Annotated in this window: 25 protein-coding genes; 5 read left to right on the top strand and 20 right to left on the bottom strand. The window is 44.8% G+C overall.

What is annotated here, in order from left to right:
• Positions 1–129 precede the first annotated feature (129 nt).
• The 4 genes from A6049_RS23620 to A6049_RS23635 all read right to left on the bottom strand — a co-directional run bounded on the left by A6049_RS23620 (position 130) and on the right by A6049_RS23635 (position 4110).
• Entirely contained in the window at positions 130–1827 is a 1698-nt protein-coding gene (locus A6049_RS23620) for a peptide ABC transporter substrate-binding protein (RefSeq protein WP_063566999.1), read from the bottom strand.
• A 151-nt stretch (positions 1828–1978) separates the two neighbouring features.
• The gene (locus A6049_RS23625) at positions 1979–2353 is read right to left on the bottom strand and encodes a DUF3397 domain-containing protein (RefSeq protein ID WP_063567000.1); all 375 of its coding nucleotides are present in this window, start codon (positions 2351–2353) and stop codon (positions 1979–1981) included.
• On the bottom strand, positions 2353–3315 hold the full coding sequence (locus tag A6049_RS23630; RefSeq protein WP_063567001.1) for a ketopantoate reductase family protein: 963 nt from the start codon (positions 3313–3315) through the stop codon (positions 2353–2355). The genes A6049_RS23625 and A6049_RS23630 overlap by 1 nt, the downstream gene beginning before the upstream one ends.
• A gap of 144 nt (positions 3316–3459) precedes the next feature.
• Positions 3460–4110 (bottom strand): RsfA family transcriptional regulator, encoded by a 651-nt coding sequence (locus A6049_RS23635; RefSeq protein WP_063567002.1) that lies wholly within the window; start codon positions 4108–4110, stop codon positions 3460–3462.
• Positions 4111–4426: 316 nt separating this feature from the next.
• Here A6049_RS23635 and A6049_RS23640 point away from each other — a divergent pair, with 316 nt between their 5' ends.
• Together A6049_RS23640 and A6049_RS33570 are read left to right on the top strand one after the other, a co-directional pair.
• The gene (locus A6049_RS23640) at positions 4427–4663 is read left to right on the top strand and encodes a DUF2626 domain-containing protein (RefSeq protein WP_053781237.1); all 237 of its coding nucleotides are present in this window, start codon (positions 4427–4429) and stop codon (positions 4661–4663) included.
• A gap of 181 nt (positions 4664–4844) precedes the next feature.
• On the top strand, positions 4845–5924 hold the full coding sequence (locus A6049_RS33570) for a coiled-coil domain-containing protein (protein ID WP_095206202.1): 1080 nt from the start codon (positions 4845–4847) through the stop codon (positions 5922–5924).
• Here A6049_RS33570 and A6049_RS23650 read toward each other — a convergent pair.
• Positions 5916–7196 (bottom strand): extracellular solute-binding protein, encoded by a 1281-nt coding sequence (locus A6049_RS23650; protein ID WP_063567003.1) that lies wholly within the window; start codon positions 7194–7196, stop codon positions 5916–5918. The two genes, A6049_RS33570 and A6049_RS23650, sit on opposite strands and share 9 nt — an antisense overlap.
• Positions 7197–7417: 221 nt before the next feature.
• Positions 7418–8752: a PhoH family protein gene (locus tag A6049_RS23655; RefSeq protein WP_024628438.1), complete on the bottom strand. Its 1335-nt coding sequence runs from the start codon at positions 8750–8752 to the stop codon at positions 7418–7420.
• A 153-nt stretch (positions 8753–8905) separates the two neighbouring features.
• Between A6049_RS23655 and A6049_RS23660 the strand changes: the two genes are divergently transcribed.
• Complete coding sequence (locus A6049_RS23660) at positions 8906–9601, top strand: YhcN/YlaJ family sporulation lipoprotein (protein WP_063567004.1); 696 nt, start codon at positions 8906–8908, stop codon at positions 9599–9601.
• 7 nt (positions 9602–9608) lie between these two features.
• On the opposite strand, the gene A6049_RS23665 is transcribed toward A6049_RS23660, so the two are convergent.
• The 6 genes from A6049_RS23665 to A6049_RS23690 form a co-directional block, all read right to left on the bottom strand.
• Positions 9609–10061, bottom strand: coding sequence for a pyridoxamine 5'-phosphate oxidase family protein (locus tag A6049_RS23665; protein WP_063567005.1), 453 nt, complete (start codon positions 10059–10061; stop codon positions 9609–9611).
• Positions 10062–10160: 99 nt separating this feature from the next.
• On the bottom strand, positions 10161–11222 hold the full coding sequence (locus tag A6049_RS23670) for an LCP family protein (RefSeq protein WP_063567006.1): 1062 nt from the start codon (positions 11220–11222) through the stop codon (positions 10161–10163).
• Between the two features lie 90 nt (positions 11223–11312).
• Positions 11313–11609: a YlaH-like family protein gene (locus A6049_RS23675; protein WP_053781242.1), complete on the bottom strand. Its 297-nt coding sequence runs from the start codon at positions 11607–11609 to the stop codon at positions 11313–11315.
• A gap of 311 nt (positions 11610–11920) precedes the next feature.
• Positions 11921–13762, bottom strand: coding sequence for a translational GTPase TypA (typA, locus tag A6049_RS23680; protein ID WP_063567007.1), 1842 nt, complete (start codon positions 13760–13762; stop codon positions 11921–11923).
• A 177-nt stretch (positions 13763–13939) separates the two neighbouring features.
• Entirely contained in the window at positions 13940–14434 is a 495-nt protein-coding gene (locus A6049_RS23685; protein ID WP_063567008.1) for a hypothetical protein, read from the bottom strand.
• A 288-nt stretch (positions 14435–14722) separates the two neighbouring features.
• Positions 14723–15382 (bottom strand): TerC family protein, encoded by a 660-nt coding sequence (locus tag A6049_RS23690; RefSeq protein WP_063567009.1) that lies wholly within the window; start codon positions 15380–15382, stop codon positions 14723–14725.
• 105 nt (positions 15383–15487) lie between these two features.
• Here A6049_RS23690 and A6049_RS23695 point away from each other — a divergent pair, with 105 nt between their 5' ends.
• Positions 15488–16189, top strand: a complete 702-nt coding sequence (locus A6049_RS23695; protein ID WP_063567010.1) for a TerC family protein — start codon at positions 15488–15490, stop codon at positions 16187–16189.
• Between the two features lie 129 nt (positions 16190–16318).
• On the opposite strand, the gene thiI is transcribed toward A6049_RS23695, so the two are convergent.
• From thiI to A6049_RS23720, 6 genes are all read right to left on the bottom strand, one after another.
• Positions 16319–17563: a tRNA uracil 4-sulfurtransferase ThiI gene (thiI, locus tag A6049_RS23700; RefSeq protein ID WP_063567011.1), complete on the bottom strand. Its 1245-nt coding sequence runs from the start codon at positions 17561–17563 to the stop codon at positions 16319–16321.
• Between the two features lie 6 nt (positions 17564–17569).
• A complete protein-coding gene (locus A6049_RS23705; RefSeq protein ID WP_063567012.1) occupies positions 17570–18718 on the bottom strand; it encodes a cysteine desulfurase family protein in 1149 nt (382 codons plus the stop codon).
• A 174-nt stretch (positions 18719–18892) separates the two neighbouring features.
• Positions 18893–19654: a lytic transglycosylase domain-containing protein gene (locus A6049_RS23710; RefSeq protein WP_063567013.1), complete on the bottom strand. Its 762-nt coding sequence runs from the start codon at positions 19652–19654 to the stop codon at positions 18893–18895.
• A 242-nt stretch (positions 19655–19896) separates the two neighbouring features.
• The gene (locus A6049_RS23715) at positions 19897–20316 is read right to left on the bottom strand and encodes a hypothetical protein (RefSeq protein ID WP_371121652.1); all 420 of its coding nucleotides are present in this window, start codon (positions 20314–20316) and stop codon (positions 19897–19899) included.
• Positions 20317–20350: 34 nt separating this feature from the next.
• Entirely contained in the window at positions 20351–20569 is a 219-nt protein-coding gene (locus tag A6049_RS32700; RefSeq protein WP_064636410.1) for a DUF1540 domain-containing protein, read from the bottom strand.
• 167 nt (positions 20570–20736) lie between these two features.
• Positions 20737–21243 (bottom strand): YpuI family protein, encoded by a 507-nt coding sequence (locus tag A6049_RS23720; protein WP_063567014.1) that lies wholly within the window; start codon positions 21241–21243, stop codon positions 20737–20739.
• A 288-nt stretch (positions 21244–21531) separates the two neighbouring features.
• On the opposite strand from A6049_RS23720, the gene A6049_RS23725 reads away from it, so the two are divergent.
• Complete coding sequence (locus tag A6049_RS23725) at positions 21532–23409, top strand: S8 family peptidase (RefSeq protein ID WP_063567015.1); 1878 nt, start codon at positions 21532–21534, stop codon at positions 23407–23409.
• A gap of 96 nt (positions 23410–23505) precedes the next feature.
• On the opposite strand, the gene A6049_RS32705 is transcribed toward A6049_RS23725, so the two are convergent.
• Entirely contained in the window at positions 23506–23763 is a 258-nt protein-coding gene (locus A6049_RS32705) for a hypothetical protein (protein WP_064636406.1), read from the bottom strand.
• 84 nt (positions 23764–23847) lie between these two features.
• On the bottom strand, positions 23848–25368 hold the full coding sequence (gene pdxR / locus A6049_RS23730) for a MocR-like pyridoxine biosynthesis transcription factor PdxR (RefSeq protein ID WP_063567016.1): 1521 nt from the start codon (positions 25366–25368) through the stop codon (positions 23848–23850).
• Positions 25369–25449 lie beyond the last annotated feature (81 nt).

Consider the following 25449-nt stretch of genomic DNA (forward strand, 5'->3'; position numbering starts at 1 on the left):
ATAATGTCCAATCCATTTATCGGAAATTTCAAGAATTATAAGGAAAATCGGTGCACATACAAAAAAATCGGGATATATATGGAATTCCACATATATATCCCGAAGTAATCATATAGACTTCAGAACAACTTATTTCTCTTCCAGATATGCACGAGTGAAGTCAATAGCTCCACTGAAATCAAGTTGTATGCCTTTCAGGTAAGGCTTAGTCAAAGATACGTTAGTGTAGTAATAGATCGGCAATACGCCCATTTCATCTTGAATCAGGATTTTCTCAGCGTCAGCAAAAGCAGCCATACGAGTAGCTGGATCTGCAGATTTTACAGTCTCTTTAACATCTTTATCATACTGTTCGTTGCTGAATTTGGAATCATTGTTTGTGTTTCCAGTAGTCCACATTTCCAAGAAGTTGTACGGATCGTTGTAGTCAGCAGACCAGCCCGCACGAGCGATTTGGAAGTTTTGGTTTTGACGGTTCTCAAGGAATACGCCCCACTCTTGGTTTTCCGTTTTCACGTCAACACCAAGGTTTTTCTTCCACATATCAGCAACAGCAAGCGCGATTTTCGCGTGACCATCACTAGTATTGTAGATCAAAGTTACTGCTGGCAATGTTGTGTAGCCTTCTTCTTTCATACCTTCAGCAAGCAATTTCTTAGCTTCTTCTACGTTCTCAGTGAAGTAGTCATCTTTGTGCTCATCACGGAATTCGCCGTTTTCACCGCGGATACCTGGAGGTACAAAGCCGAAAGCTGGAATTTGTCCACCTTGTGTTACTTTGTCAACGATCAATTGACGCTCGATTGACATTGCAAAAGCCTTACGGATTTTAACGTTGTTAAATGGAGCTTCATTAACGTTGAACTGGTAGTAGTAAGTACTTGCAATACCAGTAGCTTTAAACTCGTCCGGCAATTCCGCTTTTACAGAAGGAATTTGGTCGGAAGGAATTTCACCGTTAGGTGCGCCTGTGTAGTCCAATTGTCCAGACTTATAAGCTTGCAGTTCGGAAGCACTGCTGTTTGTCAGGGACATGTTAATTTCAGACAATTTGATGTCAGAAGCTGCATGGTAGCTTTCGTTTTTCTTCACGACGATTTTTTGACCTTTAGCGTATTGATCCATTGTGAATGGTCCGTTAACGATCATGTTTTTGTAGTCTGTGAAGAATTTGTCATTCGTGTCAGCAGACTTGTGTACTGGGTAGTACGTGTAGAATGCTGTCAGACCCAAGAAGTAAGGTGTTGGGTTTTCCAACGTTACTTCCAGTGTGTGCTCATCAGTAGCTTTAACACCTACTTGAGAGAAGTCTGTGATTTTAGTACCTTTATATGTTTCGTCTTTGCTCAGGTTGTAACCCTCAGCACCTTTGATGTAATACAATTGGTAAGCATATGGAGAAGCTGTTTCCGGTTTCAAAGCGCGTTCCCAAGAACGTACAAAGTCTTCGGCAGTGATTGCATCACCGTTGCTCCATTTAGCATCCGGGTTCAGGTTGAAAACATATTTCAGACCATCTTCGGAAATTGTCCAGTCTTTAGCAACACCTGGAGCTTCTTTGCCATCAGGGTCGATACGCACAAGACCTTCATACAAGAATTTCAGTACAGTGTTGGTTTGGCTGTCTTTTGCTTGAGCCGGGTCTAACGTAGGAGGTTCAGCTGACAGGTTAATTTTCAGGACTTGATCTTTAGCAAGACCATTTCCTTCGGTTGCAGAACCAGTATCGGTGTTACCTGTGCCTTCGTTTTTCGATCCGCACGCTGCAAGTACGGTACCGAACGCCAAAATCAGCGTCAAAAGGACTAATAGACTTTTCCTTTTCATCTAACACTTTCCCCCTAAATTGATGTGGTATATGTTTATAGATTATACAACCACCGGTCAAAAAAATCTACATTACTTTTTCAGAAAGTAATGTTTTTTTCAGTTTTCGACAAAATCGACACATTTTTTAGCCCTTTTGCGTTATGTATCCTCACATCTGTTTCATGAAGTATCTAAATAATCCAAATATAGTAAACAAAACATACCCAAAACTCATTATGACAAAAGCCATGCGCCAAACGGCCCGGAACATTCTACCCCTATCGACCTTACCTTTGAGCCGATTTTGTGCACCTCCGATGAATCCAAGCGCTATTAGTATGAGTATTAGTGTTAAATAAAATCCAAAATTCGAATCAAATGTTAAGTTGAATAACGCCGATACAGAGAATATAAGGAATAAGGTTGTTACATCCATTGCCGAGCGCAGCGCCACACGCTTATCTTTTTTCCATCCATACATGATCCAATACACAAGAAAAAATGGAAAGAACGGCAGTATGCTCAGCACAATAAAAAATCCCATTAACTCACTCCTTCCGGTTGCATACCTTCAATCAGATGAAGCAGTACTTCATGCATCGGAGCGGACAGGCCACACCGACACGCCATGCTTACGATTTGCCCGTTAATGGATTGCACCTCCGTTTGTTGTCCATGCAGAACATCCGACAGCATGGAAGATGTATTTGAGGCTGTAGAACGACAGACGGAGAGGATTTGTTCCCACACATCAACATCAAGAAGTATTCCGCTTGCTCTGTATACCGCCAATGCCTCATCGTACAGCTGACGCATAAACACGATTCGCTCTTCCTTTGTAATTAACTCACCGTTAGGAATACGCCATATCGCGGTAAGAGGGTTAATGACAGCATTGATTAACAACTTCCTATAAATCAGCTTATCGATTTCATTCGACACTGTACAGCCAAATCCTGCCTGCTGCAAAAGTCCCTGTAAACGAATGGGGTCATTTTGATTCATTGGCGTTAGAGGTGAGATACGTACATCTGCACTTTTGCCCAACCAGGTCTCTCCTATACCTGCACGGATGACTCCATCTTGCTGACGTTTCGCCCCTTCTGTAGTTATGACGCTGTATATATTAGAATGCGGCATATTGGATTGCACATGATCCAGATGCCCAACCCCATTTTGGAAACATGCGATGTTGAGCACTTGCGTCTTCAATGAACCAATTTCACGTATAACATCAAGTATCGCTGTCTGTTTCACCATTAATAGTAGCCAATCTCCAGGTGAGTGTTGCCACACTCGGGTTAACTCCGTAATCGGCTTGACCTGGATATGATCAGGCTTAATCTGGATGGTTTTCTCCCGTTCGATGACCTTAAATCCTTCTATACTCAGTTTATTTGCCTGTTCAGCCGTTCTGGTCCAAAACCGAACCTCGTTGCCTGCGTCCTGTAGCTTACCTCCATACAAAAGACCCAGTGACCCTGATCCTACAACGTCAATGATCATGCTGCATCCCTACCTCTGCTCCAATAGTTGCTTTCATCTATAATAGAACAAAAACAGCAAACAAAAAACCCATCATACCCGCCGTTATGTAACGGAGGTGTGACGGGTCCTAATCTAATGCTGATCATCAGATACAATTTGCTTTTATTCAATTCGTTCCAGATTCCCGTTGGCATCCATTTTGAATCTCGTTTTGAGTTCCTCTTCTTCTTCTGTCAGAAATGCGAGTCTGCGAGCACGATCCATAATCTGAATCAGTGCTTTATAATCGTCGTTTACAACACGATAATCAGTCTGTACTTCATTCACTTCCTTAGACAGACGATCATTCTCGCAACGCAGTTCATGAAGTTCATCCTCTTTTTCACGAAGCTCTTTCTCAAGCATCTTGAGCTGACGACCGTTTTCCTGCACAGTTCCCTTCCATTGCCGCAAGAATCGTATAACTGCATCAATGGATAGAGAATCTTCCGAAATACCATCCGCCTTGTACAGATTTTCTTCTGTATCCAGGGTGGACAAAGCTGCTACTTGTGGTCCAAGCAAAGCCGGTTGTTTGCGGAGATAACTCCGTTTTTGTCGTTGAGCCTTAGCATTGCTAATAGCAGACTCATACTTCTTACGTACACAGCTGTTCCAGCGAAAACCGCAAGCGGCAGAAGTTCTGCCTATTTTTTCGCCAACCTCTTCAAAAGCAGCTAGTTGTGTACTTCCTTCCCGAATATGACGCAAAGTAACTTCAGCCAAAATCAAATCGTCCTCTGTACTCCAAGCATCCTGTCTCACTGCAGTCATGCTATAATACCCTCCTAACAACATCCTAAAATAACCGTCCCCATAACCGATTTCCCGGTATGTGAATTAGGTATAAAAGCTGCTTCATTCATTCTTATGCCTCTCATAGAGTTCATAGAATTGATTTCATACTAAAATGTATTTCCACATTTATGAGTACTCATACGTTACACATGCAAAACAAACCATACTTTAACTCTTTTAGGCCAAAAAAAAGAATTCGCTTTCATATCCAATTTTGTTTACACCTTTTTCCTTTCCCGGTATAATGTTGTGTAGACAATCTATGATCGTACATAGGAGAGGAGGACTTACCGTGGCGCGCATGTTTCGGGTACTCGGGTTCTTCACGCTAGCGATTGGCCTGATGGCTTTTGCAGGAGACCTGGTCGAAATGGCTTTGCTTTTTTTCCTGCAGACTGCGTTTTTTGTCATTTTGGGATATTTGAAATTTACCGAACGTACGTACATATTGCTCTTCTGGGGTTATATGATCGTGACATTCACAGGGTTCAGCTACTGGACCGTATTCCAAATGGATTTGCCGCTCTAATCCGCCAGCAGCATCAAAGCGATCCGGCTAATGTCGGATTGCTTTTTTGTCGTTTTCAGATTAAATGACTATTCTTTGTGTTATGTAACCACTACGGATATTTCACGTATCTATTTCATATATTGTCTGGAAGAGATAAGCCTGTTCGCATCATATGTAGATATGGAAAGGAGAATGATAGGTGAAACGTCGATACGGCATTCCTGGCTTCATCGTATGTATTATATTTTTGATCCAGCTACCTTGGACTTATGCCTATGGAGAACCTTCATCTGAGGAAACACGCGAAATACTGCAACAAAGCCTATCCATCGTCGAAATCGATCATGAAATCGAACGTATTGCAGCCAAACAAAAACAGCTAGACGAACAGCGTCAGACGTTATCCATTCAGCTTCAGGAACAGGAAGACCAGATACATACTCAGCAAGACCGAGCGGGTGCAGTTGTAAGATCCTACTATACCGGGGAGCGTGATAGTCTCTTGATGACGGTACTGGGGGCAAGATCCTTTAAGGACCTGTTCATTCTATACGATTACTATCAGATTATTATTGGCAGGGATCAGGCCGTACTGAACAAGTATCAGGATCGATATCGCACCATGCAGCAAACGTCTGCCCAGATTAATCAGACCTCTGCAGAACTGTCTGAACTCAAAAACAATCTTCAAAATCAACGTGAACGAGTACTAGCTTTGCAGAAAGAAGTGGACGGAAAAGTAGCTGCCAGCGGGGATGCTGCAGCTATGCAGAAATTGATGGATGAGTTGACCATCTATTGGGAGAACATTGGCATATACGAGGTCAAGCGATATTTTAAAGCTTTGGCATCAGCTATGCAGAACCTGCCACAGTTTATCCAGGAACAAAACGGAGGAATCTCCACTACCGGAACATCGTACACCATTCGAATTGGACAAGATGAGTTAAATACGTTTCTACGATCACAGAATCCGATCTTTGAAGACTTTGCCTTTCAGTTCGACAAAGATCGGATTACTGCTTCTGGGCAGCGTGATCAGTTGCAATTAAGCATTGAAGGCCATTATACGGTTGAGAATGAACCTCAGAATTCAATTCGATTTCATGTAGATAAACTTGTGTTTAATCAGTTAGAACTGCCCGATACCACACGTCGTATGCTGGAACGAGAATTCGATCTCGGATTTTACCCACAGAAAATTCTGTCGTTTGTCAAAGCCACAGAGGTATCCACAAGCGAAGGCATACTTGAAGTCAAGCTCGCCATTTCATTTTGACGAGCTTTGCAAGGCAATAATGCTTTTGACGTACTGATTAGCCGTGATCTCTCCCGCGAGAAGTTGTTGGATCTTCTTTTGAAAGGCAGAAGTTAGTATAGGACTTTCCGTCATAACAGCCTGCGAAGAGTCAACTGGAAACCAGGATTTTACATCAGTCGTATTATACTTCGTTATTAGTTTCTGTGACTCAAGATCTAGTTCCTGTTGCTTTGCTGGTAAATAGTTAGCCTGTTGGTACCACTCCGATTGCACGGCAGAGGATGTCATCCCTTCAATCCAGCGGCTGGCCTCTTCCGCCTCAAGTGATCCAGCTGCGATAACAAGACTTCTTGATCTCAGCGGTTCTAACGCACTGAGAGCTATCTTCTCCGATGATTCCTGTTCGCCTGCCACGCCTTGATCTCCACTCAACAAACGAGACAGCAACGTTACTACCATAGGAACTCCCGTCTGCTCACCCGAAGAAGAGATCGTCGGATTCATTGATTCGACGTTAATATGCGACTGGATCTGATCTATCAACTGTATGATCTGTTGGTACGCCTCCGTTTGCGAAGAAGTTTGCGCTTTCTTAATTTTGTCGGGAGCCATGCCTGGATCAAACTGATTCAACCACGCACTTACCGCGTGAGGGTCATTTAAATTTATGCTTATTAAATCCGTTTCATCCTGCGTTGCTTGTTGTACAAGTTTGTTCCACTGTTCCTTATTTTTCGGTAAACCTGCCAAACCGGCTTCGTCCAGGAATGGAGAGCGAGCTGCAAGTACATAAGCGTCAAAATCAAACGGCATCCCCCATTGGTAACCATTCCACTCTGTCATTTCTCGTAAGCCTACCACAGTTTCTCCCAAAGACTTGGACAGTGTTGTACCATTCAACGGATACAGATGTCCTTTTTTGGCATGATATTGAACTTCCGCGCTATCCAGAAGAATGATATCTCCGCTTTCTCCTACCGAAAATTTATTATCAAGCACTCGCTTATATGTATCCGGCTCCAAATTCCGAAGACTGATTTCCACATGTTGAGAAGTTGCTACTTCATTAGCCATCTTTTTAAATGATTTAAAGTCGGTCTCAGACATCGAGACTACAATCTCTAGTGGGGCATGTTGGTCTTCGCTACGAGATGACGTGTTGGGAAATGCATCTTTTTCCTGATCTCGTTCCTGATTAAGCTGTGAACCTCTAAAATCAAAGCTGGGAGACAGAATCGTTAACGAAAGCAGCAGCACTGCGAACAAAACAACCTGGTGTCCACGCTTCATTAACTTTCCCTCCTTGCTCCCTAATTTTTTCCTGCAACACTCATTGTAACAAATAAGTAGTGCTCTTGTCCTATCCTGCCAAAAAACAGTTTTCCGATATTTTGCATACTTCGAGCATATCGAGTTCTGTGCAATAACTGATTTTTATTTTTTCAGCAAAAAAACCGGCTCGAAGAGCCGGTTTAATAGAAACATTTTCCGGGAAATAACTTTCCGTTACCTTACAATAAATCTGCTGCAAGCTGAGCCAACTTGGAACGTTCTCCTTTTTCCAGCATAATGTGTCCGCTGATTCCCTCTTGCTTGAATCGCTCCACAATATACGTCAGACCATTACTTGCTGAATCCAGATAAGGATGGTCTATTTGCTCAGGGTCACCCATCAAAATAATTTTACTGCCTTCGCCCACCCTCGATACAATGGTCTTCACTTCATGTCGAGACAGGTTCTGCGCTTCATCGATAATGATAAACTGTCCTGGTATAGACCTACCACGAATATAAGTGAGTGCCTCAACCTGAATACTGCCAAGACCCATCAAAATTTTATCAATGTCGCCTGCTTTTTTTGTATCAAACAAAAATTCCAAGTTATCATAAATCGGCTGCATCCATGGTCTTAGTTTTTCTTCTTTTTCACCAGGGAGATAACCGATATCTTTCCCCATCGGAACAACTGGACGAGCGATCAATAATTTTTTGTACTTATGATCATCCTCCACTTTAAGCAAACCTGCAGCAAGCGCCAACAAGGTTTTCCCTGTACCCGCCTTTCCTGTAATCGTGACAAGTGGAATATCATCATTCAGGAGCAGTTCTAGGGCCATACGCTGTTGCGCGTTACGTGCACTGATGCCCCATACATTATCATTACTCAGGAACAGTGGTTCCAACTTCGTTCCTTCTGTATTTACTTTGAGCAAAGCCGATTTATTGGTTCCCATCTCATCCTTGAGAATTACAAATTCATTCGGGTAAAGCGAATAAGACAACTGTAATGGTTTGATCGGTAGAAAGCGATATGTGTAAAACTCATCAATGACCGAAGGATGAACCTTGAGGGCAGTGTAGCCTGGATATAATTCACTGAGACCTGCCGTGCGATCTGATAAGTAATCCTGTGTGAAAAGACCGAGTACATCCGCTTTGATACGAACAAGCACATCCTTGCTGACCAGAACCACCTGTCGTTCAACGACCTCTTTCTCATTTTCCTCAATCTGATAATTCAGGGCGACGGCCAAAATCCGATTATCGTTGGACACTTCTCCAAACATTTCCTGTACTTTCACAAAACTACGATGATTCAGTTCCACTTTCAGATTGCCTCCATTAGCTAAAGGGACGCCACTGTGCAAATGTCCCAATTCACGCAACCCATCAAGAAGTCTCGATACATTACGGGCATTACGCCCAATTTCATCGGCATTTCTTTTTTTGGAGTCGATCTCCTCCAGTACAACCGCGGGAATGATTACCTCATGTTCCTCAAAGGCAAATATGGCATTGGGGTCATGCAGAAGCACGTTCGTATCCAATACAAAAATCTTTTTCATTCAATCCCCTCCAAAGCGGCGTCGTTAAAGGCATGGATAAGTTTGATCTTTCAGCAGCGACATGGACAATCATGCTCCCATACATAAATGTATTCGACTAGGACAAAATAATTGTCAACCATTCTGAAAAACTCCAGGAAAGGATGAACATTTATGAAATATTGGGTTTGCACGCTGCTTCTGATCTTTATACTTACAGGCTGCAACAGTTCTATACGTAATGCCTCGCAGCAACAAGGTCAGCATGCCAAAGGTTACGGAGGAAATGTTACAACTCAGCAAGACCAAAGGAAAGGATCTCACATGCTCAATACTCAGGAAGATCGGTTGCACCCTTCAGCTGTGGACCATCTGACCGAAAATACAGGTGAGGTTCATGAAAAAAACGTCATGGACAACACCAAGGCCGATCGGATGCCAAATGAAAAAAGGGTCACGCACCTCAAAACACTTGCCAAGCAAGTGGAAGGTGTCAAAGATGCCAACTGTGTCATTCTTGGAAATACAGCCGTAGTTGGCATTGATGTTGACGGTGAACTGGAACGTGCACGAGTAGGTACAATTAAATACTCAGTAGCCGAAGCCCTCCGCAAAGATCCGGAAGGTGTGGATTCAATTGTTACCGCAGATGCTGATGTCACCGAGCGTATTAAGGAAATCGGTGAACATATTCGTCAAGGTCATCCAATATCCGGTTTCGCTTCAGAACTAGCAGACATGGTGGGCCGGATCATTCCCCAACTACCCAAAGATGTCAAAGTCCGTCAAAATCCGGATGAACATGTTGAACGTGAACAACAAATGCAGCAGCTGCATTCTTCTGACAAAAGACAACAAAAAGCCCAGTGATCTCTCACTAGGCTTTTTTCATTGCAGTAAAAACCTGCTCATCTAATTTCTCAGCAGCACGCTGATCATATATTTTGACAAATTGAGGCACAGAAGATAGCTGGGCTCCATAAAAAAGGGCATTCCTTACCGCTTCAATGGAAATGTCGAAACAGCACATATTAAACGGAACATCCTGTAACGGATTTTGTCGTACGGAAGCACGTCCGTTTACCGCATACACCATCTCTTCTCCAAAAATGGTGACCGTAATAGCCGGATTCTCGATCATATTGTTCACGAGACGTGAACGATGATCAATCGCCACACGAAGGGTAGAAGCATTCTCCGCATAAATCCAGGAGATTGCTGTTGATGTCGGACCTCCAGATTCAATGTCCACGGTGCTCAAGAGCACAAAGGTTTCGTTCTTGAATTGCTGTAAAAGAGATTCAGTCAATTGTGTGACGGCTTCGGACATCCAACCAGCCCCCTAATCTTCTTTATGCAATTCTTGATTCGTTGTTGATGATATTATAGCATACCATCAAACTCGCTTCCAATCCCAAAAGAATGAATGTTACTCGGCTGTTGGAGATGCCGTTACTTTACCTGAAAGTGTATCCTGCAACGCCTGTTTGGCATTAGCCAATTCAGTTTCGTTGATATATACATATGGACTTCTCCACTCTCCGGTTACAGGTGTGTAGTGCACATCCGATTTGGAAATATTCCAATAGGTTGAAATGAAGTTCTTCATCTGCTCCGATTCCACGTCTGTTGTCATGTTATCGTCAACAGCGCCTATCACTTTACCAATCTTCGTTACGCCTCCCAGTGATTTCAACTGATCCAACATAGAATTCAACACTTGATTCTGACGTTTATTTCGGTCAAAGTCGTTGGATTCATCTGTCTTTGGCTTACAATTCGATTTACGGTAACGAACAAAATCAAGTGCTTCTTTTCCATCCAAATGCTGTGCACCAGCTACCAGGTTAATATCCGTGCCATCGGCCGTATCTTTGTAACACATGTTTTTATCCACTGTCACATCCACGCCACCTACAGCATTAACCGCATCACGGAACGCTTGAAAATTCAGTACCGTTGTATAATTGATATCCACATTTAGATATTTGCCCATCATTTCTTTCATTTGTTCCTCTGCATTTTTGCCAGAGGTTTTTTCTTGGGCTTTAAATTTAGGATAATAGGAATTTAATTTATTCGCCTTATATCCATCCAACTGAATACGGGTATCCCGAGGTAAAGATACAATGGTTGCCGTCTTGGTCTCCGGATTCAGAGAAGCTACCATAACCACATCCGATAGATACGTACCTGTTTCGGGACGGTTATCCGTACCTAGCAGCAACATCGTAATGGGTTTGGTTTTCGCTGACATTCCAGCCGGTACTGGCTTGTCAATGCCCGTATCAGCTACCTGATTGTATACCCAATAGAGATATCCGCAGCCTACCACAATTGCAATAACCAATAAACTTAAAATCAGTCTGCCAAAGGTTCGCATCTTTTTCTTCTTCTTTGGTTGCTTGCCTTTGCCGTTCTTCGATCCAGAAGCGCCGGATTGAGTCGGTGCCTGTCTCCGTGGAGGCAGGCCGTTCGAATTCGAGTTCATATCTTCAACACCTTTATCACATCTGTTTTGGCCTATATATAAGACAACCGCTTTCCCTAAGGAAAACGGATGGTCTATACTATACAGAATTTATGAGTTTCGAGCGGCAGCTTCCGCTTTTTTCTTTTGACGACCTTCAATAAAATAGCGCACTCTCACTAACAGCATCAAACCAACAGCCACCAGCAAACATTGAATAATTGGCAACTTGTCGATTTGAAAAACAAGAAGCATGAATGTGCCCATCGCCATCAATATATAGAGAACGATTTCCTTACCAAGTGGCAATTTCTGACGTACCCGAAACACCTTGTTATATACGTAAGTAATCAATACAAAGATGACGATGTAGGCTACGATCGGGTTTGATGCGAACCATGCTTGCATGCACAGCCAGCTCCTTTCGTGTTCATGCTAGATATAAGTTAACTGGTTGATGGAACCACACCAACAACATAAATTACAAAACTCTGCATGTGACCATTTCGGATTCGGATTGTTCTTTCGGTCGCTGTTATCCCCATATTTTTTTGATCCATTTCTCAATGGTAAAATCCGGGGATAAAGGCGAACGCTTCGCTCCTACAGAATCGATTCCGAATCCTCCACTACTTCAGCGGGTTGTAATCGACGTCGATGGTGTATATGTGTTCCATCAAACGTTAACTTATATCATTTATTTTAGTTGTAGTTAGGTGTTATTTTGTAGCCATTTTGCGTTGTTTTTCTGCACGCTCACGCTCGGATTTGTTCAGGATCTTCTTACGGAGACGAATAGATTTTGGTGTAATCTCACAATATTCATCTTCATTCAGATATTCAAGCGCCTGTTCCAACGAGAAGATAATCGGAGTTTTAATTTTAACCGTATCATCTTTACCAGAAGAACGAACGTTAGTCAGTTGTTTTTCTTTGCAGATGTTAACAACGATATCATTGTCACGTGTATGTTCACCAACAATCATACCTTCGTAGATTTCAGTACCCGGCTCCAAGAAGAGCGTACCGCGATCCTCAACGCCCATCATGCCATAGAACGTAGATGTACCAGTTTCAGTTGAGATCAGCACGCCTTGGTGACGTCCACCTACTTGACCGGATACTACTGGAGCGTAGCTGTCAAATGCATGGTTCATTACACCGTAACCACGAGTCAATGTCAGGAAGTTGGTGCTATATCCGATCAAACCACGTGCTGGAATCAGGAACTCCAGACGAACTTGACCACTACCTGTGTTGACCATGTTAACCATCTCTGCTTTACGTGCGCCCAGGCTCTCCATTACGGAACCCATGCTTTCTTCAGGGATATCAATCAACAAGCGCTCTAGAGGTTCCATTTTCTTACCGTCAACTTCTTTAACGATAACTTCTGGTTTGGATACTTGAAGCTCATATCCTTCACGACGCATATTTTCAATCAGGATACCTAAGTGAAGCTCACCACGTCCAGAAACGACAAATGCATCCGGGCTATCCGTTTCGTCAACACGAAGGGATACGTCAGTTTCCAATTCTTTGAACAAACGCTCACGAAGTTTACGGGAAGTTACCCATTTACCTTCACGACCTGCGAATGGACTGTTGTTCACGAGGAACGTCATTTGCAGTGTAGGCTCATCAATTTTCAAAACTGGAAGTGCTTCTGGATTGTTCGGATCAGCGATGGTTTCACCAATGTTGATGTCCTTGATTCCTGCAATCGCAACGATGTCACCTGCTCCTGCTTCTTCCGTCTCAATACGTTTGAGACCCTGGAAACCGAACAGTTTCTCGATACGTGCAGTTTTGCTCTTACCATCACGCATAATAACCGTTACCGATTGTCCTTGACGGATCACACCGCGGTTAACACGACCAATGGCAATACGGCCAAGGTATTCATTGTAGTCCATCAAAGTAACGAGGAATTGAAGTGGTTCTTCAACATTTTCGGTAGGGTGTGGGATATGACTAACGATGGTATTGTAAATCGCCATCATGTTGTCATCCTGTTTTGCAGGATCATTATCCATGCTGGATGTTCCGTTCAATGCGGAAGCATATACAACAGGGAATTCAAGTTGTTGATCGTTGGCACCCAGTTCAATGAACAGGTCCAGTACTTCATCAATAACCTCAGTCGGACGAGCCGCTGGACGGTCAATTTTGTTTACAACAACGATTGGTGTCAGGTTGTGCTCCAAAGCTTTACGAAGTACGAATTTCGTTTGCGGCATACATCCTTCGTAAGCATCAACAACGAGCAAAACGCCGTCAACCATTTTCATGATACGTTCCACTTCACCACCAAAGTCGGCGTGTCCTGGTGTATCCACAATATTGATCAGGTAATCTTTATAGGTAATAGCTGTGTTTTTGGCCAGAATCGTAATACCGCGTTCACGCTCCAAATCGTTGGAGTCCATTGCGCGCTCCTGTACCGTTTCGTGATCACGGAAAGTACCGGATTGCTGGAGCAACTTGTCGACGAGCGTTGTTTTCCCGTGGTCGACGTGGGCAATAATCGCAATATTGCGAATGTGTTCTCTTGAATGCATGGTTTGTATCCATATCCTTTCCAATTTCAATTCTTATCTACTAAACTTCCCGCAAATTCGCAGGTTACTCACCCAAAATAAGCGTCGGTGATATCCCGACGCATGCCTATATCCCTTATATTATAGTTGATCATAGGTAAAAATCAAGATATTTCGCTTTAAAGACCACTGGGAATGTTACCAGCCTCTCCCTTGGCGTCCTCGGCCAAACAGCAACCACATCCCGCCTACAATCAAAATTACCGCCAGCACATAGATAATACCGGTGTGAAGCAGTGTAAATCCGAATAAAATAATTGAAAGGATGCCAACGCCCAATGCCACCGGAAGTACCATTGCGGGTCTTCGATGATCAGCCAGTGCATATTCAAGCAAACCAACGGCAATTCCAAGCAAAAAAGCAGGCCACAGGTTGCTCATCAATCCGCTGCCCCATGTATTCGTGATTCCGAACAACAGACCATAGACGGTTAATGTTCCTGCTGGAACGAGTGACCATGATGGCGTGAGCCTTGCATAATATAATGCATGAAGAGCAATACCAGGCAACAAGATGAGCAAAGGCCAGAAGTGCCGTCCAATAAAGCCAAACACACCTAGTTTACCGAGTAAAATTATTAAACCTGCAACAAAAATAAATATTCCGATTGCTTTTTCATTTCTCATCCTCATCTACAATCACCTCTTATAACATTTGGCTATATACCCCGTAAGATAAACTATAAGCACAACATGATGACTGACTGTTCCCAGCCTTCTTCTAGTGTAGCCGATGTGTATGCAAAAAACTACACTTTATGTCGTACTTCGCCTCTCTCCATTATCCTGTATTACCCTAAAATGATCGGTCTATGACTTATTCAAGTTCACCCATTTCTTCTGAACAAATAAATACAGCAAAAAACTGCCCTTTACGGGCAGTTCGCCAGAAAATTCACATTTCCATTTGTTCAAATCAACTTACACGTTTCGACGAACAAACTTGTGCGCTCCTCCAATCGCAATTACAAGACAAGCCATAGCTACAGGCAGCAGTGTATGTGCCTCAGCTGCCAATCCACCGAGCCACTGTCCCAGCTTCGGATCATTCATCACCATCTCACCTGCTGTGAAGGCCAGAATACCTGAACCGGCAAATACCAGAATCGGAAACCGCTTCAACAAACCGACAATTAATCCGCTGCCCCACACCACAATCGGAATACTTATGGCAATTCCGATGACCGTGAGCGCCAAATCCCCATCCGCCAGCGCAGCAATCGCGAGAACGTTATCCAGACTCATAACAAAGTCAGCAATCAAAATCGTTTGGATCGCTTTCCAGGTCGTGGACGCCTTACGAATATGTACTTCATCTTCATTCTGAAGCAGCAGCTTGACAGCAATCCAGAGCAACAGCAGACCACCAGCCGCCTGAATAAAAGGAATGCCCAACAGCAGTACGGCTGCAAAGGTTAACAAACAACGCAAAACAACAGCGCCGAAAGCCCCCCACCATACCGCCTGCTTGCGCTGTCTCGCTGGCAAATCCTTGCTTGCAAGTGCAATAACAACCGCGTTATCTCCACTCAGAACCAGATTGATCATTAATATTTCGGTCAGCAGCCATAGCGTATCCATGCTCCTCATCCCCCCACTCTAACTTGTATGTCAAAGTTGTCCATGCTATTCTTAAACGTTGAACAAGCTTTCTCAGGTTTGGATATATAGAAGGAGTGACATCGTATGGAGCTGTTTAGCCCCGCTTTTTGGCTAGCGTTGTTGAACGTTGTATTTATTGATCTAATTCTGGCTGGCGATAATGCCATCGTGATTGGTCTCGCAGCTCGAAATTTGCACCCTTCTGTGCAGAAAAGGGCGATTCTTTACGGAACAGGCGGTGCACTTTTGATTCGCATTGTAGCCACCGTGATTGTGCTCTGGCTGCTTAAAGTGCCATGGCTACTCCTTGTTGGGGGATTACTCCTGATCTGGATTGCGTACAAGCTATTGGCAGATCAAGGGGAAGAGCATTCGGATATCAAGGCTGGCAGTTCTCTCTGGGTAGCCGTGCGAACGATTGTCATCGCAGACGCTGCCATGGGACTGGATAACGTCATCGCCGTTGCTGGTGCAGCACAGCAGCACTTGGTGCTTGTTATACTCGGACTGCTGATCAGTGTACCTATTATCGTGTGGGGCAGTACGTTGTTTATCAAATTAATTAACCATTTCCCTTGGATCATTTATCTTGGAGCTATCGTGCTTGGGTATACGGCTTCAAACATGATCACAGAGGAGCAGCGTCTTGTACCTTTCTTCACTGAGCATCCGGCACTGAGAATCTTATTTATCGTTCTCGTTACTGCTGGTGTTGTATTTGCAGGATATCGCAAACGTGCAAGCAGCAATAAACCAGGTGGAGAACGGCAGCACTCCTATTCCTAAGCTTTATTAAATGGGATTCCCATCAAACACAACCATAAAAAAAGGACTGACCGATAATACATCGGCAGTCCTTTTCTTCAAGAAGATAACATAGTCCTTATTATGTTATTCAATCCAGAATACGGTTCCTCAGAACCACTCTTCTTTCATGTCATTAACTTCATTCTGCTGATTGGTTACCATAAAGTTCTCGCCTGCATGAAGCGTAATTGTTTCTGTCTGCTCCACCGCCTGCTCCACCCATTCCGGCAGTTGACTCATGGTTGCTTCAATCTTGTCCACAATGCGAAGATTCGGATTGGTGGATGGGGATTTCGGTACAAAAAGAGTACAACAGTCTTCATATGGCAGAATCGATATATCATACGTCCCGATCTGTTTGGATAAAGTTATAATTTCCTGTTTGTCCATCATGACAAGTGGTCGCAGCAACGGCAGATCCGTCGCACGTCCAATGACATTCATGCTTGGCAGGGTCTGGCTCGCTACCTGACCCAGACTATCTCCGGTAATCAGTGCAAGCGCACGCTCACGTTCAGCCAGCTTGGTTGCAATACGTAACATAGAGCGGCGCATCAGTGTGATGATCAAGTTATCCTGTCCCAGTTGGGTAAATGCAGTTTGAATTTCCGTAAAAGGGACCAGATGCAGCTTAATTGTGCCTGCATGATCAGCAAGTGCACGCGCCAAATCAATGACCTTTTCTTTGGCACGCTGGCTTGTGAACGGATAACTGTAAAAGTGTACACATTCCACTTCCAGGCCTCTACGCATCGAAGACCATGCCGCTACAGGGCTGTCTATGCCACCCGATAATAACAGCATCGCTTTTCCATTTGTGCCAAGGGGGAACCCGCCTACGGCCGGAATCACCTCACTGAAGATATACGTGCCCTGATCCCGAATTTCCACGCGCAGTTCAATGTCAGGTTGACGCACGTCGACGCTTAACTGCTGGAATTTCCGAAGAATAGGAGAACCTACCAGATGGTTCATTTCATGCGAAGAATTGGGAAACTCTTTCCAAACACGCCGTGCATTAACTTTAAACGTGGTACCGTCTTTGAATTCAGACTCTCTTTCATCCATAAAAGCAACGGCTGTCTCCACGATTTGGTCAGTCTCCGATGGGGTCACTTTAACCGGACTGATCGACATAACGCCGAATACTCGTTTCAGCACAGTGATCAGCTCTGTATGAGATTCGCCACCCAGATCAACATACAACCGTCCAAACTCCTTACGCAGACTTGCACCTGGATAAGGTTTGAGCAGGGAACGTACCTGGGTGATGATTGTTTTTTCGAACCGGGCACGGTTTTTTCCTTTTAACATAAACTCTCCGAAACGGAGAAGCAGCATATCATATTTCATCTAAAATCACATCCGCCTTTCCAACGGGCGCAGCTGCGCCACCATCTGATGTAAAGCCTGCTCCAGCAGTGCCACATCTTCTTCTGTATGTTCATCTCCAAGACTAATACGCAATCCACCAGCAGCACAAGCATTATCCCTGCCCATGGCAAGCAATACCCTGCTGGGTTCAGCCGATCGCGAAGAGCAGGCAGATTGTGTAGAAACAGTTACTCCAAGTTGTTCAAGGGTATGCAGCGCCACTTCTGCCTTCATTCCAGGATAGGAAAAATGAACAATGTGCGGCGCACCCTCCTTACGACTATTTAACACAAGTCCGGGAATAGTATCTATGACCTCCATGATACGATCTCGCAAAATCGTTGTACGCTGTGCAAAGTCAGCCTGACGTTCCGCAGCGAGACGCATCGCCTTCGCCATACCCACAAGCAAAGGTACATTTTCAGTACCCGCTCTTAGTCCCTGCTCTTGGGAACCCCCTGACAGTAAAGGCGTTAGCTCGACTCCACTTCGTACGTAGAGAAGACCAGCTCCTTTGGGACCACGAATCTTGTGAGCAGACAAGCTGTAAAGATCCGCGCCCCATGCCGCAGGTTTAGCTTCCATCTTGCCAAAACCCTGCACACCATCTACATGAAAAAGCACCTTTGGTGCTTCCTTTTTCAGTCGTACACCGATTTCAGCAATTGGATGTATCGCTCCTGTTTCATTGTTCACATGCATCAGACTCACAAGCACCGTATCCGATCTTATGGCATCCACTACCTGCTGGGCGCTAACCAGACCATCGGAATCCACGGGAAGCCAAGTGACCTCCCATCCCCACTGCTGTAGCTGCACAAAACTCTCGTAAACTGAAGCATGTTCCGTTGCAGTTGTAATAATGTGTTTGCCCCGAGACTGATACTGTAATGCCGCCCCTTTAATGGCAAGATTGTTGCTCTCAGTTGCGCCTGAGGTAAATACGATTTCTTCCGGTTTCACATCAATTGCGGCGGCACAACCAGATCGCGCTCGGCGCAACAATTGATGGGCTCGCTCACCATATCCATGAATCGATGACGGATTCCCATATTGCGCCTCCATAATCTCGGCCATTGTACGAACGACATCCGGATGAGGAGGCGTCGTTGCTGCATAATCAAAATATTTCAAATGAGGTTCCCCTCCTTGTCTCTTCTTTGTGGAATCTACAGTGAGCATTGTAACACGATCCCCGCTCAACACAAAAAGACCAAACAGGAACTAAGCACATTTAAGACTGCTGTTCCCGCGTTTGATCTCTTCCTGGGCGTACTGTTGTGTTGCCATTTCTTTGGTCTATACCATTTATACCGAATATTTCGACTGTGCTTTCTCCACTTTGGAGATATAAGCCTGTGTTTCCGAAGGGAGGCGGTTAAGTACACTCATCAGTTCAGCGTCACTCGATACACCCAGACTCGAAACCCGTCCCGGTCCGGCATTATAAGCAGCAAGTGCCATCTTCACCTCGCCACCAAAACGCTGGAGCTGGAGAGAAAGGTATTTGGTTCCACCATCTATATTTTGAGCGGGATCGTAAGCGTTGCTTACTCCCAACCCTGCTGCCGTCCCATCCATCAACTGCATTAGTCCCTTGGCACCTGCGGAAGACACTACATTCGGATTGAAACCGGATTCTGTATCAATAACCGCCTTGATCAAAGATTCAGGCACCCCATATTTGGCGCTCGCTGAGGCAATCAAAGATTCAAAATCTGTAGGTACAGATGCACCCGAATCGACTGCTCCAGTATTTAACAGGGAAGATAAAGAAACCACATTACTGTTCGAGGAAGAAACAGAACTTGCATCCGGGTTATACATGCTGCCCAGTTGCAGCCACAACAGACCGTCACTGGATCGTTTGGAGATCGCAGCAGAATTCACGTCTTCGCCTACGGTACCAGTATTGTTCAAAGTATTTGAATTCGTACCGAGCAGCCCGTCCATCATACTGGCAAAATCCACTGTTGAAGCGGAGTTTCCATCCGATGCATTTGTTTCGTTGAGACTATTGGACAATTGCAGTTCCAGCAACTGCCGCGACGCGCGCGGATCAATCTGCATGAGTTATATTCACTCCCGTATAATGTAAACGTAGATTATGACTTTATTCTACATTATTTTACAGGCAGGTTCCATTGTTTTCAAAAAAATAGACCGATTTTACAACTTCATTGCGTATATGCGAAAAAACCTTCTGCAATCACCCCTTAAGTAAGGTGGAAGCAGAAGGCTGCAAATAACCAACTCATATCCAGTTCGGTTATCATTTTTTGTACTGATAATCAGATCATGTTTTTGCTTTATTAACGGGCGAATGGAATCATGAAGAAATAGCTAAGTGTTGCCACTGCGCCAAGTCCAATAGACCACGCACCCGCCGTTTTCCGGCCATTGACGTAAGCATAGTAACCAAGTACCGCTGCAGCTGGACCAAGGACAATGGACCACATAAATAAGGATGCGATACCAAAGGCCAGACCCATATATCCGGAGATTCGGCCAGTAGATTTCATGACACCGTCGTCATCTTCACGCTTCACAGGGGTATGATCGGTTCTTTCCGTAGGTTCTGTTCGAATAGAACCTGTTGGGGGCGCTACCTCTGCACCATACTCTTCCCTGTGGCTACGTCTTGGATAGTCTACACGCTGACGCTGCTTTTCATCTAACGGAGTCGTTTTTGGACGTTGCAACGGGTGATCATCTCTACGGTCATTATTCAATGCAAAGCACCTCCATACAAATGGGAATGACTGCTCATTTCGGTTTGAATGTGTGACAGCAAGTTGCAGATGAAGTACGGGCATGATCATGATGATCAGAATCAAAGGTCTCTCCTGCAAATTCCTCATGTAAGCGACGGGTGGCATGTTGGTCAATGTCAATCATGATGGCATCAGCCTGGCAGAAATTGTTTTCTCCCCAAAAGTGACAGTTAGCAACACTGCATTTGACGATCGGCTTCTCTTGGCTCATTTTTATCACCTCGACATCTATTGTCTCCGCACCGTAAATCGGCTATTCTCCAACGAAATGCCAGATGATGACATGCTCCTTTATCCGCGATGCCAGTTGAAAGAACACGCAAAAAAACCGCCACAAGGGCGGTTTTGTCCAATTCGCATATAAGTTAAAAAATGTATTTACGCGTGATTGCGTTGATTTTGCATCCGACGCTGCGTGAGGTAGTCACTTTCATAAAAGGCCAGATCATCACGCAACTCTTCGTACGTTTTTGATATTTCAAGAATAACATCCCGTACTGCACGAATTGGCTTATCACGGAATCGGATCGCATCCTGACCAGTGTAAGCATATCTTCCATCTTCGGAGTAACATTCATTTTTAGGATAAAAAAAGCTGTTTATGCTTTGATGGTATGTGTTATAGAGAGCCTTTTCGGCAAAATCGACATCAAAATTGGCACGACGCAGCACAACGCCAAGTTTTTCGTAAGAAACTTCAGAAAAAACGAGCAAATGACGGAGATCCGAAAGAAATCCTTTGTAGAAGGCTGATGACTCCTCCGTCTGATTCTGATCCAGTTCAGGCAAGGCATTTTCATTCAAAAATTTTTCGATCCGATCGATAGCCGGTTTTAACTTTTCCCTAGTTGACTCACATGTTTTCTGTACATTGGCTGCTGACATAAAGGTAGCTCCCCCTTAAATAAGTCCTTACATATAGATCGGCCAACGGGAGATTCTCCCCTGACCTTGAATTCTCAGGTACTATCCTACCATAAAAAGATGACGAGCGGTATCCCTTAATCAGGCTTTCCCTTTCTGTCCCTGAACATGCCCATTACACACAGCTCACCTGATGTTCACCTGCATAAAAATAACCGCTTTTCCTAACGATAGATATATCCAGTGACAACGATGAAATCAGAGCACTGTAAGATGATTGTCAAAATAAACGAGGAGGTTCCATCCCCTATGTCCAGACCGAAATGGGTTAACTGGGCCATTGCCGCGGGTGCGGGCGCACTTGCCTTGACGCTTTTGCTTCCGACGTCCAATCGCCCTGTTCCTGCTCCAAGTGCCATGCCCGATTCTCCACACGAGGAGCATGCGAGCAAACAACGTCTTAAAGTTCAGGATGTAAAATCAACCGATCTGCTGACCCGTGCGGATGCCAAACAACACCTTAACATCATGCTTGATAAGACCTCCAAAATGAACGATGTGCAAATAAGTCAATACGTTAAAGAGCTACAACAAACACATGATCATATACGGTCTATTGATGTAATGAATACCAAGGGATCTCGCAGCCGGCACTTTGACAAAACAGCAGCAAAAGGAAGCAAGATGGAACAGCAAAAGCTGGAACATTCTCTCGCCCTAGCCAAAAAAGCTGTGAGCAAACGTCAAAGCTTCGAATCTTCTTCCTTTCCTCTCGGCAAGGAAAAGTTTTTTGTTATGGCGCAACCTTCCAAGGATGGAGAACGTGCCGTCATCGCTCTGTTTAGCCAAAATGTACTGAATGCCGTGGAACAGCATCAGCGCAAAAATTTGCGCATGATCCCTTATCCGCGTGAAGGTAAATTCAAAATCGAGTCTGTGCACCCCGACACCCTTAAAGAAATCACTGTAAAAACAGGACATGATAATGCCAATGCCAGCCATTTTTACGAAAATGAAATCGTCATCCGTTTCCGTCAGGATCCAGGTGAACGGGATATGCGCATCATTAAATCTGACCTGCGGACGCAATCGGCACGCAAGCTGGGATACACGTATGTTTTTCGGTCGGAAAATATGAATTATCAACAATTACATGCTTATTTCGAACGTAAATGGAATCCGCTGTATATGGAACCCCACTACATGTATTTAACCAATGAAACCGTACCTGAACAAAAAGATGTAACCGTGCCCAATGATATTTTGTTCTCCGACTACCAATGGAACCTACCCGCCATTGAGACTAACCGTGGCTGGAATATTACGAAGGGCAACAAGGATGTTATCGTTGCCGTGGTAGACACCGGCGTCGATCTGACTCATCCTGATTTGAAGGGCAAGCTGCTGAAAGGTTATAACGTTGTCGATCCAGCGAGCAAACCACTTGATGACGTAGGACATGGTACACATGTAGCAGGCATCATCGGCGCTGTTGTGAATAACAACGAAGGTGTAGCAGGCATGAGCTGGTATAACAAGGTACTACCTGTTAAAGTGCTCGACAATTCGGGGTCAGGCACAACCTATGCTGTGGCAGAAGGCATCATTTGGGCCGCTGATCATGGAGCCAAGGTCATTAACATGAGTCTGGGTAACTACGCCGATGCCCAATTTCTTCATGATGCTATCAAATACGCTTTTGATCGCGACATCGTATTAATTGCAGCGACCGGTAACGATAATACGGAGCGTCCGGGATACCCTGCCGCTTATCCAGAAGTATTTGCGGTATCCGCTACGGATGCGGACATGAACAAAGCTTCCTATTCCAACTACGGGGATTACGTCGATGTGACGGCTCCAGGCTCCAGCATTGCAAGTACGTATCCGAACAACCAATATGCAGCCTTGTCCGGAACGTCGATGGCAAGCCCCCATGTAGCGGCACTTGCAGGCTTGATTCGCTCACTCAATCCTGATCTGACCAACACAGAAGTCATGGATCTCATGCGTCAAAGCGTCATAGATCTCGGAGACCCAGGTCATGACAAGTATTTCGGTTATGGTCAAATCGATGTGTTTAAAGCATTGGAGGCGGCCTCTGGTAACAGTGCCCCACTCCAGTTCTGGCCACAACATGTGAGACAGCAAATGGATAATACAATGAAAAAGTACATCAAACAATAACCGTACACTGGATATAAAAAAACAAAAGCAGCTGCGCCCCGGGGCGTATGCTGCTCTTTGGTATGTTTACCTATTTCCCCGGGGCACCCGCTGCGACTAGCGCTTGCGAGAAGTTGTGCGGGATTTGCTTGATTTTTTCACGGATTTTTTCTTACCGTTGTGGCTTGAAACATAACAAGGATCTTCTTCTTTGACCACGACAGGATACATGTGATGATGGATCGGCACACAGTGATGTTTTTTGATGACTTCGATCGGGTGAATTACGGGTACGATTTGTGGGATGTAATAATCTTCAACAACCTGGATTGGGTCACAAACAATCGGACAAAGCGGTGGACAGAAATGGTTCATTTCAAACCAACTCCCTTTCAAGTGATACTATAACGTATTGCACTGGGTCCAATGTGGATTGGATGTATGTCCGTGTTCCAAAAATTAAATAAGCGGGAGCCTGTCCGCTTTAGCCCCACCCTGTTGAGGGGTAATGTTCTTAATAACCCTGCATAATACCCGTAGACCTTCACATAACAGCTCCTGATTCGTAACCGTGAAGCAGATCCTCAGACTCGCCATATCCGTTTCCCCTACATAACAGGCAGAGCCAGGTAAAAAGGAAACACCTGCGACAAGCGACTGGCGGTGCAGTTCACGCATATCCAAACCATCAGGCAATTGCAGCCACAAGTTTAGTCCACCATCAGGCAAAGTCCAGTACATCCCGGGAGAACCATGTTCCTCCAGTACCGTTGATGCGGCAAGAAGCCGGGAATATAACTCATCCCTCAATCGCGCTGTATACGCACTGTATTGATGCTGTATGAACGATTGCAAGGCCTTTTGTGTAAGCAGCGGACTCCCGAGATCCGCAGTGGATTTGGCTGCAACAAGTCGGGTGAGCACACTTCCGTCTGCAACCGCACACGCCACACGGCAGCCTGGAGACAGTACTTTGCTGAAGCTTTTGATATATATCACATGCCCCGTCCCATCCATGGATTTAATGGAAGCAGGGGGAGGATCACGGAAATACAGATCGGCGAACGGATCATCCTCCAGGATGAGACAATGATAACTTTGAGCAAGATTAAGCAGTTGCGCACGCCGTTTGGCACTCATCGTAATGCCTGTAGGATTGTGAAACGTAGGAATGGTATATATCAACTTGGGCGGGTATGTATCACATAACCGGGTTAACAGATCTATACGCATACCTTCGTCATCCATTGGCACCGTAATAATCTTTGCTCCTCTGCTTGTAAACACATCTATTGCTCCGGTATAGCTTGGTGCTTCCATGTATACGACGTCACCAGGACCAACAAACGTACGCGCGACAAGATCGATTCCCTGCTGGGTACCGCTCGTAATCAGCATCCGTTCGGGCATTACCCGCAAACCTCTTTCCGCAAAATGCCCGGAAAACGTCTGACGCAGTTCGCGATCTCCCTGAAAAGACCCATAGGCAGCCATGCGCTCTGGATGATCCGAGGAAAGCCGGTACGCACTATCGATAATCTCTCGGGTTGGCAACAATTCAGGCTGAATTGCCGACATATGCAGCTCATATCTAACTTGTGGAGATGCATCAAAATGTCTCCAGAGCTGAGCTCGGGGCAAATAATCCACAAGGGCCATCTGCCAGTTCCAAGGTGTGCTGGATTCATTTTTTGCATGAGTGCGGTGAGTCCTCTCCATATCCTCCGTTATCTCCAGCTCATGCGCCCCCCGTACATAACAACCCTTCCCCTGGGAACACGTAATTAGCTGTATGGCTTCAAGCTCGGCATAGGCTTTGGACACAGTGACCAGGCTGACGCCCAGATCTGTGGTCATTTTACGAACAGACGGCAGACGGGTTCCAGGCTCGATTAGTCCAGACCTTATTCGGTCAGCAAGTGTAAGGGCAATCTGAACATACAATTTGGTGCTGCTTCCCCGTTTCAATTCAATATGCACACATGCACCCTCCCAACTGTTATGATCAGCATTTTACTGTTATACTGCAGTCCGTCTATTATAGTTTATAATATCAGTATA

This window comes from Paenibacillus sp. O199 (assembly GCF_001636635.1).
GTDB lineage: Bacteria > Bacillota > Bacilli > Paenibacillales > Paenibacillaceae > Paenibacillus > Paenibacillus marchantiae.